The organism is Caballeronia calidae (assembly GCF_900044055.2).
Lineage (GTDB): Bacteria > Pseudomonadota > Gammaproteobacteria > Burkholderiales > Burkholderiaceae > Caballeronia > Caballeronia calidae.
Map to the genome: position 1 here is coordinate 107,495 of NZ_FCOX02000025.1, position 11,587 is coordinate 119,081.

Here is an 11,587-nt window from a genome sequence, read left to right on the forward strand (position 1 = left end):
GACGAACATCATGAGCAACTATCTTCCCGTAATCGGCATCACGATGGGCGACGCGACCGGCGTGGGCCCGGAAATCGTCGTCAAGAGCCTCGCGCACGATGCCGTCTATCAGCAGTGCCGTCCGTTCGTGATCGGCGATGCGCGCCGTCTCGAGCGCGCGAACGAGATCGTCGGCGGCAAGGCGACGGTGCGCCGCATCGAGGATGCGAGCGAGGCGCGTTATGAGCCGGGCGTGATCGACTGCATCGACCTCGGCCTGATTCCCGACGACCTGCCCTTCGGCGAGCTGTCCGCGATCGCGGGCGATGCGGCGTATCGGTACATCGCACGCGCGGTCGAGCTGGCGCAGGCGAATCAGATCGACGCGATCTGCACCGCGCCGCTCAACAAGGAAGCGCTGCACGCGGGCGGCCACAAGTTCCCGGGCCACACGGAGATGCTCGCGCATCTGACGGGCGTCGACGAAGTGTCGATGATGCTGGTCGCGCCGCAATTGCGCGTGATTCACGTGACGACGCACATCGGCATCATCGACGCGATCCGCAAGATCGAGCCGGGTCTCGTGCAGCGCACGATCGAGCGTGGCAACGCGACGCTCGTGAAGGCGGGCATCGCGAAGCCGCGCATCGGCGTGTGCGGGATCAATCCGCATGCGGGCGAAAACGGGTTGTTCGGTTATGGCGAGGAAGAAGAGAAGATCATCCCCGCCGTGAAGATCTTGCAGGAACGTGGTCTCGACGTGACCGGCCCGCTGCCCGCCGATACGCTGTTCTATCGCGCGGGGCGCGGCGACTTCGATCTCGTCGTCGCGATGTATCACGATCAGGGACATGGTCCCGTGAAGGTGCTCGGTCTCGAAGCGGGCGTGAACGTGACGGTCGGTCTCGATGTGATCCGCACCTCGGTCGATCACGGCACGGCGTTCGATATCGCGGGCAAGGGCATCGCCGATGAACGCAGCATGCTCGAAGCGCTGCGTCAGGGCACGGAACTGGCGACGCGGCGTCACTGACGCGGTTGGCGCGATAATGGGTGCTTCATACGAAGCACGCGCGCCGATCGATCATGACCTCCTCTCCCGATACGCTGCACCGTCTATGGCGCATCGCCGGCTTGCCCGACGATGCGCTTTCTTTCATCGACCTTCCCGGTCGCGATCCCGTTTTTCCTTCCACGTTTGCTGTCGGCACGGCGGCGCAGGCGAGCATCGGCGCGGCAGCGCTGGCCGCGTGCGAGCTTGCCCATGCGCGCGGCGTCGAAAGGCAGCGCGTGTCCGTCGATATGACGCACGCGGCGGTCGAATGCACGGGCGCGTTTACCGTCGATGGCAAGGAGCCGGAGACGTGGGGGCGCTTCTCCGGCCTCTATCGATGCGCCGATGGTTACGTGCGCATTCACGCGAACTTCGAACACCATCAGGATGGCGCGCTGCGTCTGCTCGGGCTCGATCCGCGCACCGCGACGCGCGAGGAAGCGGAGCGTGCGTTGCTGTCGTGGCGCGCGTGCGATTACGAGAACGCCGCGGCCGAGCGCGGGCTCGTCGTCACGATGCTGCGCACGTTCGACGAATGGGATGCGACGGCGCAAGCGCAGGCCATCGCCGCGCAGCCCTTGATGACGATCACGCGCATCGGCGATGCGCCGCCTCGCGCACTGCCCGCCTTGTCCGCCGATGCGCGTCCGCTCGACGGTCTGCGCGTGCTCGATTTCACGCGCATTCTCGCGGGGCCGGTCGGCGGCCGGGCGCTCGCCGCGTTCGGTGCGGACGTGATGCTCGTGAACGGGCCGCATCTGCCGAATATTCCCGCGATCGCGGATACGAGCCGCGGCAAGCGTTCGGCGTTGCTCGATCTCCGGTCAGCCGATGATCGCGACACGCTCTGGACGCTGATCGACGAGGCGCATGTGTTTGCGCAGGGGTATCGGCCGGGCGGGATGGCTTCGCTGGGGTTCGGGCCGGAAGCGCTGGCTGAGCGCCGGCCGGGCATCGTCTATACCTCGCTGAGCGCGTATGGCACCGAAGGACCGTGGTCGTCACGGCGCGGGTTCGATTCGCTCGTGCAGACCGCGATGGGATTCAACGCGGCGGAAGGCGAAGCCGAAGGCAAAGGCAAGCCGCGCCCATTGCCGATGCAGATGCTCGATATGGCGAGCGGATTTCTGATGGCGTTCGGCGCGGCTGCGGCGCTGTGGAAACAGCAGCGCGAAGGCGGAAGCTGGCACGTGCAGGTTTCGCTCGCGCAGACGGGACACTGGTTGCGAGGGCTCGGGCGCGTCGATGGCGGGCTGAAGATCGCGAAGCCGGATATCGCGCCGTATGTCGGGCGCTATGAATCGGGATTCGGCGAGTTGATCGCGGTGCGGCCGAGCGCGCGGATGGAGCGGACGGAAACGGGATATGCGCGGAATTCGATGCCGCCGGGGACATCGGAAGCGAAGTGGTGAAAAGCGGCGCACGCTGCGCATGCGCCGCACTCCCGGCATCAGGACCGGTTCACGTGGGCGATGACCGGCCCGGCCATCACCTCCGGCGCAGCCGCGCCAATTTCGCCCGCGTTTGTCGCGATCCACTCCTTGGCCCGTTGCACGCTTTCATCGACACCGGCGGCGTCCCGGCACACGGTCACGGAGTATCCTCCGTCGCCGCTTCGCACGAGCGTGTACGACACCAGGCCTTTGACACCGCCTATCAGTTCTTCGACGTCCGCCTTGCGCTTCTCAAGCAGGTCAAACAGTTCCTTTGCGCCTTTTCCGGAATATCTTCTTAGAACGGTTTGCATGATTGGCTCCTCCGAATCCGTGAGACGAATCCAAAATCGACCGTGCGCGCAACGATCGACAACAATGCCTGCCGTCTCATGACTGCTCAGAAGGATTGGGACAGCGGCAAGGTCTATCGTCGCCGCAGTTACCAAGTGTAGTTGCCATCCCGTCGATGTAAACCGGGCGTAAATGACGCGCGCGCTACAACGCGCGCGTTATCGCCGCTCAGTGCTTGCTCGTCGCGCGAGCCGCCCCGATGCCGGTCATCGAACGAATGAACTGCCCCACGTAAAGCTGCTGCTCGCGCTTGCCCCGCGCCGACGCATCGAGCACCGAGAACAGCCACGCCGATGCGAATGCCAGCGTCATCGAGAACAGCGCGGGATTCGCATACGGGAAGAGCGCGTGATCGTGCTTGAGGATCTGCACCCAGACCGTCGGTCCGAGCACGAGCAGCACGATCGCCGACAAGAGCCCGGTGAGACTGCCTGCCACCGCGCCGCGCGTCGTGAGTCCCTTCCAGAACATCGACAGGAACAGAACCGGGAAGTTGGCCGACGCGGCAATCGCCAGCACGAGACCGGACAGGAAGGCGATGTTCTGATTCTCGAAGATGAGGCCGAGCAGAATCGCCAGCACACCGATGGCAAGCGTCGCGATCTTCGATACGCGAATCTCCTGCGCTTCCGTCACCGCGCCCTTGCGGAACGCATTCGCGTAAAGGTCATGCGAAACGGCCGACGCACCCGAAAGCGCGAGCCCGGCCACGACCGCGAGCACCGTCGCGAACGCCACCGCCGAGATGAAGCCGAGGAACAGGTTGCCGCCCACCGCGCCCGCCAGATGCACGGCCACCATGTTGCTGCCGCCGATGATCTTGCCGGCCGCATCGTGGAAGTCGCCGTTGGTGCCGACGATGACGATCGCGCCGAAGCCCAGCAGCAGAATCAGCAGATAGAAGTAGCCGATGAACCCCGTCGCGTAGAGCACCGACTTGCGGGCTTCCTTCGCGTCGGCGACGGTGAAGAAGCGCATCAGGATGTGCGGCAGGCCCGCCGTGCCGAACATCATGCCGACGCCGAGCGAGACCGCATCGATCGGATTCGAGACGAGGCCGCCCGGCGACATGATCGACTGCCCTTTCGCGTGCGCCTTGACCGCGCCCGAGAAAAGCGCTTCGAGATCGAAGCCGAAATACGCGAGCACCATGATGGCCATGAAGGTCGCGCCGCCGAGCAGCAGCGCGGCCTTGATGATCTGCACCCAGGTCGTGGCCAGCATGCCGCCGAACATCACGTAGAGCACCATCAAGCAGCCCACGAGAATGACCGCGGACATGTAGCTCGTCCCGAACAGGAGCTGGATCAGCTTGCCCGCGCCCACCATCTGCGCGACGAGATACATGATCGCGACGGTCAGCGTGCCGCACGCAGCGACGATCCGCACCGGACGTTGCGCGAGCCGGTACGAAACGACGTCGGCGAAGGTGTACTTGCCGAGATTGCGCAGCCGCTCGGCGATGAGAAAGAGGATGATCGGCCAGCCCGCGACGACGCCGAGCGCGTAGATCATGCCGTCGTAGCCCTTGTCGAAGATCATCGCGGAAATGCCGAGGAACGACGCCGCCGACACCATGTCGCCCGCGATCGCGAGACCATTCTGGAAGCCCGTCAGGCCGCCGCCCGCCGCGTAGAAGTCCGAGGCGGAGCGCGTGCGCTTCGCGGCCCAGCGCGTGATGCCGAGCGTCAGGAGAACGAAGACGAAGAACATGGCGATCGCGCTCAGGTTGAGCGGACGTGCGCTCACCGGGCCCTGGATCGCATCGGCGGCGATGGCGTGCTGCGGCGCAAGGACGAGCGTTGCGAGCGCGAGCGGAATCGTCGGGAGAAGCTTCTTCATGCGTGTTGCTCCTTCAGGGAGTCGTTCAGGGCGTCGATCGAGCCGTTGGCTTTCAGCACATAGACGGCGGTCAGCGCAAAGGCCAGCAGAATGAACGCGATGGCGACCGGAATGCCCCACGTCACCGTGCCCGCGCCGATGCGAAGCCCGAGCGTCGCGGGAGAAAACGCGATGAGCAGAACGAAGCTGAAGTAGGCCGTCAGCATGACGGCGGTGAGCCTCCAGGCCAGCCGCGTTTTGGTCGCGACGAGGCGTGTGAAGTCGGGGTGTAGGCGAAGCGTCTCCAATTGCTGCTCGTCCATGCATGTGTCTCCGAAAGGGATGGATGTGTGCCGCGAAATCCTTGTTCTCTGGCCAGCGCGGGTGATTGCCGGTCTTGTTCTTGGATGGGTCGTCCGCGCGTGGCATCGGGTCGCGCCACTGCTGACGAGCAGCCATTCTATTGATAAACCGACCGTCCGGTAGGTTTATTTTCGGAGGGATTTGAGAAGAATCTCACCGCAAAGCGCGAATCGTGAGCGATGTATTTTTAAGCGTTCGCCAAACAAGCGGTTTCGTGCTCAGGCGGTGGGGACGGCACGGCGTTGGAAGAAGCACGAAAAACAGGCGTGGCACACCTGACTTTCAAACGGAGCGAACTTCCCTTTGTATTCCAGTCCGCCCGTCCTATTCTCAATTTCGTTGAATAACGACGAGAACAAGAACATGCGCGCGCGAACCCTGGCTGTCCCGTTGCTGATCGCCACCAACCTTCTCGCCGCGAGCTGTGGCGGCGGTTCATCGCAAGATCCCATCGATCAGGTCATGAAGAAGCCGCGCTACACCAGCGCGAATTCCCAATGGTCGATGGTCGTGATGGACGCGACCACAGGCGAAACGCTTCAGGCACTTCAACCCGACGTGCTCTCGTTCACGGGCTCGGTCCGCAAGCTGTATTCGGTGGGAACCGCGCTCAACACCATCGGCGCGGATCATCGCTTCGAAACGCCGGTCTACCGGAACGGCTCGCTTGACGCATCGGGCAGGCTGACAGGCGATCTCATCCTCAAGGCATCGGGCGATCTGACCTTCGGCGGGCGCCAGAAGCCCGATGGCACCATCGACTTCACCGACTTCGATCACAACGAGGCGCGCGCCTTCGACGGCGCCATTCTCACGCCGGAAGATCCGCTGACGGCCGTGAACCAGCTCGCGCAGCAAGTGAAGGCGGCGGGCATCACGTCGGTCAGCGGCGATGTCATCGTCGATGACAGGCTCTTCGACGCGTTTCGCGTGCCCAACGGCAACGTGCTCATTTCACCGATTCTCGTGAACGAAAACGTGATCGACGTGACGCTCGCGCCCACATCCGCCGGCCAGCCCGGCCAGCTCGACTGGCGTCCGCGCACGCGCGCGATGACCATGCAGGGCGTAACGCTCACGACTGCGGCGAACAGCGAGGCGGACATCGTCACATCGGGCGATGCGCTCGACGAAGGCCCGCTTGGCTGCCTCGCCACACCGGGCTGTCACGGCACGATCTCGGGGGAAGCAAGCCTCTCCACGCCCGCGACGATTCCGATGGGCTACACGTCGCCGCTCGTGGGCAACAACTTGTACGTCAGCAATCTGCGTGTCGAAGATCCGCCGTCTTTCGCGCGCACCGCATTCATCGACGCATTGACGCGCGCGGGCGTGAACGTGTCGGCGCCCGCGGTTCAGCCCAACGACAGAAGCAGGTTGCCATCGCCGCAGAGCTATTCGAGCGCGACACGGGTCGCGAGCTTCACCTCGTTGCCGTACTCCGAAATCGCGAAGCTGATACTCAAGGTGAGCCTCAACACCGGCGCGAACCTGAGCCTGATGTATCAAGGTCTGACGAAAGGCGCGCGCACCGTCGATGCCGCGCTCGTCACCGAGCGTCAATATCTGACGGGCACGCTCGGCATCGACGGCGCGGGCTTCAACTTTCCGACCAATGGCAGCGGCTCGCCCGACAGCCGCGCCACCGCGCGCACCACCGCGACATTGCTCACCGTGATGAGCCGCCTGCCGATCTACCCGGTGTATCGCGACGCGCTGTCGATCCTCGGTGTCGACGGCTCGCTCGCGGCGATCGGCAAGGATGTCGCCGGCAAGGAGCACATCAGGGTGAAGAGCGGCGCGACCGTGACCAACGGTCAGATGATCGCGATGAACATGGCGGGCTACATGGACGCGAAGAGCGGACGCCGGCTCGCGTACGCGCTCTTCGTCAACAACGCCGGTCCGGTCACGGCGCTCAGCGACACGCTCGAAGTTTTCGACGACGAAGCGAAGATACTGGGCATCGTCTACGCGCGTTACTGAGCGGATTTACTTCGGCGGCACCGGGATCATCCCCGGGAAGACATACGCCTGCAGCATCGCGATCACGCCGATCACCGCCGCGCCCGCGATCGAGTGGAAGAACACCGTCCGGAAGATCGGCCCGAGCGCGAACGAGCGCTCCTTCGGATCGTCGTAGCAGGCGGCGCACGCGACCATGATCGACTGCGCGTCGATCATCTTGCCCATCACGCCGCCCGTCGAGTTCGTCGCGACGATCAGGATCGGATTCAGGTTGAGCTGCTGCGCCGTGATGCGCTGCAGGCTGCCGAAGAGCGCGTTGGACGCCGTGTCGGAGCCGGTCAGGAACACGCCGAGCCAGCCGAGAAACGCCGCGAAGAACGGATAGAACACGCCCGCGCCCGTGAACGCGAGACCGAGCACGGCATCCGTGCCGGAGTAGCGCGTGAGGAAGCCCAGGCCGAGCACCTGCGCGATGACGAGCACCGGAATCTTCATGCGGCGCATCGTCTGCGTGAACGCGTCCTTCCATTGCGTGGCGGAAAGGCGCAGCACGAAACCGGACAGCATCGCCGCGACGAACACGCCGGTGCCCGCCGCCGACAGCCAGTTGATGGTGAAGCGCGCAGCTTCCGCCTTCGCATTGACGGGCGCGACCGGCGGCATCCGCTGCACGAGGTTGTGCAGCGCGGGCATGTCCCAGACGGGCAGGGACAGCGTGCCCTTGAACGGCGAGCCGAGCAGCGTCGTGGAGAAGGGAACGCCCGCGAACAGGTTGTTGAGGAGCTTCTTGAATTCGGGCACGCCCCACAGCGCGCAACAGGCGATCAGGATCACCCACGGCATCCACGCATAGATCGTTTCGCCGGTCGAGTACTTGTACTTCCACTGCGATTTGTCGATGACGGCATCCGACGCGCCGCCTTCCCGCGCGAGCGCTTCACGTTCGGACCTGAGCAGGAAGCGCGTCTTCGGATGCCAGACGAAGCGCAGGAACAGCGCCGTGCAGATCACCGAGAACACGCCCGATACCACGTCGGTCATCAGGTGGAGCGCGTGGCTGCCGGACGCGTAGAACTGCATGATCGCGAAGGAACCGCCCGCGCAGAGCATCGCGGGCCAGACTTCGAACACTTGCTTCCACGAGCCGCCTTCCATCTTCACGAAGGTCGCGACGAGCCAGAACGGCACGAGCACCGATACGAAGGGCAGCTGATGACCCGCCATCGCGGAGAGCGTGACCTGATCGAGTTCGCTGACGGCGGCGAGCGTGACGATCGGCGTGCCGATCGCGCCCCACGCGACAGGCGCCGTATTCGCGAGCAGGTTCAGCACCGCCGACTGGAACGGCCGGAAGCCGAGGCCGACCATCACCGCCCCGGCGATCGCCACAGGCGTGCCGAATCCCGACGTGCCCTCGATGATCGCGCCGAACGAGAACGCGATCAGCACGCACTGCAGCCGTCGGTCGAACGAGATGTGGACGATCGATTCCTTGACGATCTCGAACTTGCCGGTCACGACGCTCATCGTGTAGAGGAACATCGCGGCCAGCACGATCCAGATGATGCCGAGAAATCCCGAGAGCGAGCCGAGCGCGAACGCCGACACCGCCGACGTCACCGGCATGCGGAATACGAGACAGGAAATGATGAACGCGGCGATGACGCCGAAGAACGCCGCATACGGCGCCGAAATGCCCAGATGAACGTTGCCCTGCGAATCGCGATGACGATGAAGCGCGATGAAGTAGAGCAGTGTCAGAATCGGAATCGCCGCGGCGATGGTGGAAAGGAATGCATTGCCCAACGGGTTGTAGGTCTGCTGGTACATGTCGCTTCCTTTTTTGATCTTAGGATTCGAACTGTTCCTTACAGGATTACTACCTAATCTTTGATGTATAGCGGGACGAAAGGTCGATTTCAAGTTTTGCGGCGGCGCGAGGGCAAAGCGCGCCGCGGCACGAATCACGCTACGCGAGGGTCAGGCGGAAGGGGCTTCCTCTTTGCGCGGCACGACCGAATCGATGCTCACCGGCACGCGCCGCGCGAGCGCGCACATCAATTCATAGCCGATAGTGCCGGACGGCTCCGCGACTTCGTCCACCCGCACGCGCTCGCCCCACAACTCGACCGGCGCCCCGATGCCCGCAGCGGGGCACGGCGTCAGGTCGACGGTGAGCATGTCCATCGACACGCGTCCGACGATGCGCGTGCGCACGCCATCGACGATCACGGGCGTGCCCGTCGGCGCGTGGCGCGGATAGCCGTCCGCGTAGCCGCATGCGACCACGCCGATTCTCATCGCGCGATCCGCCTTGAACGTGCGGCCATAGCCGATCGTCTCGCCGGCCTCGAGCGTCTGCACGCCGATGATGCGGCTTTCGAGCGTCATCGCCGCGCGCAACGGGAAGCCTTCGATATGCCTCGCGCAGCCCGTCGGCGACGCGCCGTAGAGGATCGTGCCCGGCCGCACCCAGTCGCGATGCGCGCGCGGATGCCACAGCACCGCCGCCGAATTCGACAGCGAGCGCGTGCCGGGAAGATTGCGCGTGGCGGCATCGAATTCGTCGATCTGCCAGTCGATCGCGCCATCGTCGGCGTTCGCGAAGTGGCTCATCAGACCGATCGAGCTGACCGCTTCGATGCCCGACGCGCGCTCCCACGCGGCCTCGAACTCGCCCGGCCGATAGCCGAGCCGGTTCATGCCGGAGTTCATCTTCAACTGGATGTCGATGCGTGCGCGCGGCTTCGCGGCTTTCAGCAACGCGAGCTGATCGTCGCAATGCACCGTGACCGTCAGGCGATGGCGCTCGGCCGTCTCGACATCCTCCGGCTCGAAGATGCCTTCCAGCAGCAGCACCGGCTTCGTCCAGCCGAGTTCGCGCACGCGCACGGCTTCGTCGAGATCGAGCAGCGCGATGCCGTCGGCGTCCGCGAGCGCCGGGTAAATGCGCTCGATGCCGTGACCGTACGCGTTCGCCTTGATGACGGCCCACGCACGCGACGACCGCGCCGTGCGTTTGACGAGCTGGAGATTGTGACGAACGGCGTCGGGATGAATGCGCGCGGAGATCGGACGTGGCATGGCGTGCTGGATTTTGAGTTGGAGGCAGTGAATTGACGGATCGTATCGGCCAAATAGCAGTTGTTGTTAATATATTTTTGCAAATTTTTGGTCGAAACGCCTTCCACGCTCGACGTGCCTTCTGCCCGCTTCGCGGTATCGTGCGACTCATGCCACGCACGCGCCGAGGAGCCCGCCATGAACGATGCCCGCCGTCTCGCCTGTCTGCGTATCGTGCTCGTGGTCGTCGGACTGATCGCGCTCTTCGGCCTCTATCCGCTGATGCGGCTATGGCCTTCGGGATGGGCGTGGGAATCGGGCCACGAAGGCCGCTCCGAGTACGCGCTGATGATCGTCGGCATCTATGCGACGCTCGGCGTGTTCCTGCTGATCGCATCGCGCGAGCCGTTGAAACATCTGAGCCTGATCTGGTTCACGGTGTGGTCGAGCGTCGTGCACGGCGCGATCATGGCGGTGCAATCGTTCGGCGGCGGCGGACATCTCGGTCATCTCGCGGGCGATGTTCCCGCGCTCTTCATCGTCGCCGCCGCGCTCGCGATCTTCACGCCGCGCGGCGACGCGCTCAGGCGGGCGCGCGAGCTCAGCTCAGATAGCCGAGATGCTGGCCCAGAATGACGCTGCCGACGCCGATCAGGATCAGCCCGCCGACGATCTCCGCCCGCTTGCCGATGGTCGCGCCGACGAGCCGGCCGACCATCACGCCGATCGTCACCATGAGCATGGTCGCGAAGCCGATGGTCGCGGCCGTCGAGAAGATATCGACATCGATGAACGCGAGGCCCGCGCCGACCGCCATCGCGTCGATGCTGGTGGCGAAGCCGGTGAGCGCGAGCACCCAGAACGAATGCGAGTTGGGCTTTTCCTCTTCGTGGGCCGCGCTGCTGAAGCCTTCGCGGATCATGCGCGCGCCGAGCAGGAACAGCAGGCCGAACGCGATCCAGTGGTCCCACGCGGTCACGTACTGCGCGGCGGCGCGGCCGAGCGCCCAGCCGACGAGCGGCGTCATCGCCTCGATCACGCCGAAGATCACGCCAGTCTTCAGCGCTTCCGCGATGCGCGGCTTGTGCAGGGTCGCGCCCTTGCCGACAGCGGCGGCGAAGGCGTCGGTGGACATGGCGAAGGCCAGGAAAAGGGTGGAGGCGAGATTCATCGAGTAGCGCTCTGGTCGGGCAAGATGGAACGACAGAACGCGCGCCCGACCGGTCGCGAATTCTGTCGATGGTCTTGCCAACCTGTGATGGCTGCCCATGCCACGGTCTGACCGACCGAGCGTGTTGACATGAGCGCTTTTCCGGTGCGGAAAAGCCGGCTACTCCCCAGCGAAGAGCCGTGAGCTTAACACGGCTTCGAATCGATGCAGCGCCATCGGAGATGAGCCCGCCGGCGCCGGCCCGAACGAATCGAAGAAGACACGCTACTTCGCGAACAATCCAAACACCGCGACCCCGCTCTTGGTCCCGACATACACCTTGCCGTTCGCGATCATCGGCGTGATGAACTTGTTGCCCGCACCGAACTGGTCTCGCGAGCC

The 11,587-nt window shown here is 64.5% G+C and carries 10 protein-coding genes and 1 riboswitch; of the genes, 4 read left to right on the forward strand and 6 right to left on the reverse strand.

The window, feature by feature from the left end:
• Positions 1 to 10: 10 nt before the first annotated feature.
• Both pdxA and AWB78_RS22315 read left to right on the forward strand, forming a co-directional pair.
• Positions 11 to 1,012, forward strand: coding sequence for a 4-hydroxythreonine-4-phosphate dehydrogenase PdxA (gene pdxA, locus AWB78_RS22310; protein WP_062608156.1), 1,002 nt, complete (start codon positions 11 to 13; stop codon positions 1,010 to 1,012).
• 53 nt (positions 1,013 to 1,065) lie between these two features.
• On the forward strand, positions 1,066 to 2,445 hold the full coding sequence (locus AWB78_RS22315) for a CoA transferase (protein WP_062608176.1): 1,380 nt from the start codon (positions 1,066 to 1,068) through the stop codon (positions 2,443 to 2,445).
• Between the two features lie 38 nt (positions 2,446 to 2,483).
• Here the strand turns inward: AWB78_RS22315 and AWB78_RS22320 are convergent, their stop codons facing one another.
• The 3 genes from AWB78_RS22320 to AWB78_RS22330 form a co-directional block, all read right to left on the reverse strand.
• A complete protein-coding gene (locus tag AWB78_RS22320; RefSeq protein WP_062608177.1) occupies positions 2,484 to 2,780 on the reverse strand; it encodes a hypothetical protein in 297 nt (98 codons plus the stop codon).
• 208 nt (positions 2,781 to 2,988) lie between these two features.
• Positions 2,989 to 4,662: a cation acetate symporter gene (locus AWB78_RS22325; protein WP_062608157.1), complete on the reverse strand. Its 1,674-nt coding sequence runs from the start codon at positions 4,660 to 4,662 to the stop codon at positions 2,989 to 2,991.
• Complete coding sequence (locus AWB78_RS22330) at positions 4,659 to 4,964, reverse strand: DUF485 domain-containing protein (protein ID WP_062608158.1); 306 nt, start codon at positions 4,962 to 4,964, stop codon at positions 4,659 to 4,661. Before AWB78_RS22330 ends, AWB78_RS22325 begins: the two co-directional genes overlap by 4 nt.
• A 403-nt stretch (positions 4,965 to 5,367) precedes the next feature.
• Between AWB78_RS22330 and AWB78_RS22335 the strand changes: the two genes are divergently transcribed.
• Positions 5,368 to 6,990 carry a D-alanyl-D-alanine carboxypeptidase/D-alanyl-D-alanine-endopeptidase gene (locus AWB78_RS22335; protein WP_062608159.1) on the forward strand — a complete coding sequence of 541 codons (1,623 nt, stop codon included), beginning with the start codon at positions 5,368 to 5,370 and terminating at the stop codon, positions 6,988 to 6,990.
• Positions 6,991 to 6,996: 6 nt separating this feature from the next.
• On the opposite strand, the gene AWB78_RS22340 is transcribed toward AWB78_RS22335, so the two are convergent.
• The gene (locus AWB78_RS22340) at positions 6,997 to 8,802 is read right to left on the reverse strand and encodes an L-lactate permease (RefSeq protein WP_062608160.1); all 1,806 of its coding nucleotides are present in this window, start codon (positions 8,800 to 8,802) and stop codon (positions 6,997 to 6,999) included.
• A gap of 150 nt (positions 8,803 to 8,952) precedes the next feature.
• Positions 8,953 to 10,056 (reverse strand): alanine racemase, encoded by a 1,104-nt coding sequence (alr, locus tag AWB78_RS22345; protein ID WP_062608161.1) that lies wholly within the window; start codon positions 10,054 to 10,056, stop codon positions 8,953 to 8,955.
• A gap of 177 nt (positions 10,057 to 10,233) precedes the next feature.
• On the opposite strand from alr, the gene AWB78_RS22350 reads away from it, so the two are divergent.
• Positions 10,234 to 10,671: a DUF6632 domain-containing protein gene (locus tag AWB78_RS22350; protein WP_062608162.1), complete on the forward strand. Its 438-nt coding sequence runs from the start codon at positions 10,234 to 10,236 to the stop codon at positions 10,669 to 10,671.
• On the opposite strand, the gene mntP is transcribed toward AWB78_RS22350, so the two are convergent.
• Complete coding sequence (gene mntP, locus AWB78_RS22355) at positions 10,637 to 11,206, reverse strand: manganese efflux pump MntP (RefSeq protein WP_062608163.1); 570 nt, start codon at positions 11,204 to 11,206, stop codon at positions 10,637 to 10,639. The genes AWB78_RS22350 and mntP overlap by 35 nt on opposite strands.
• An 8-nt stretch (positions 11,207 to 11,214) precedes the next feature.
• Positions 11,215 to 11,386, reverse strand: a riboswitch (yybP-ykoY riboswitch).
• Positions 11,387 to 11,587 lie beyond the last annotated feature (201 nt).

What these genes read in the sequence shown, in the direction of transcription:
- mntP (WP_062608163.1), bottom strand. Translation starts at nt 11,206, where the DNA reads ATGAATCTCGCCTCCACCCTTTTCCTGGCCTTCGCCATGTCCACCGAC.
- alr (WP_062608161.1), bottom strand. Translation starts at nt 10,056, where the DNA reads ATGCCACGTCCGATCTCCGCGCGCATTCATCCCGACGCCGTTCGTCAC.
- AWB78_RS22325 (WP_062608157.1), bottom strand. Translation starts at nt 4,662, where the DNA reads ATGAAGAAGCTTCTCCCGACGATTCCGCTCGCGCTCGCAACGCTCGTC.
- pdxA (WP_062608156.1), top strand. Translation starts at nt 11, where the DNA reads ATGAGCAACTATCTTCCCGTAATCGGCATCACGATGGGCGACGCGACC.
- AWB78_RS22320 (WP_062608177.1), bottom strand. Translation starts at nt 2,780, where the DNA reads ATGCAAACCGTTCTAAGAAGATATTCCGGAAAAGGCGCAAAGGAACTG.
- AWB78_RS22330 (WP_062608158.1), bottom strand. Translation starts at nt 4,964, where the DNA reads ATGGACGAGCAGCAATTGGAGACGCTTCGCCTACACCCCGACTTCACA.
- AWB78_RS22340 (WP_062608160.1), bottom strand. Translation starts at nt 8,802, where the DNA reads ATGTACCAGCAGACCTACAACCCGTTGGGCAATGCATTCCTTTCCACC.
- AWB78_RS22335 (WP_062608159.1), top strand. Translation starts at nt 5,368, where the DNA reads ATGCGCGCGCGAACCCTGGCTGTCCCGTTGCTGATCGCCACCAACCTT.
- AWB78_RS22350 (WP_062608162.1), top strand. Translation starts at nt 10,234, where the DNA reads ATGAACGATGCCCGCCGTCTCGCCTGTCTGCGTATCGTGCTCGTGGTC.
- AWB78_RS22315 (WP_062608176.1), top strand. Translation starts at nt 1,066, where the DNA reads ATGACCTCCTCTCCCGATACGCTGCACCGTCTATGGCGCATCGCCGGC.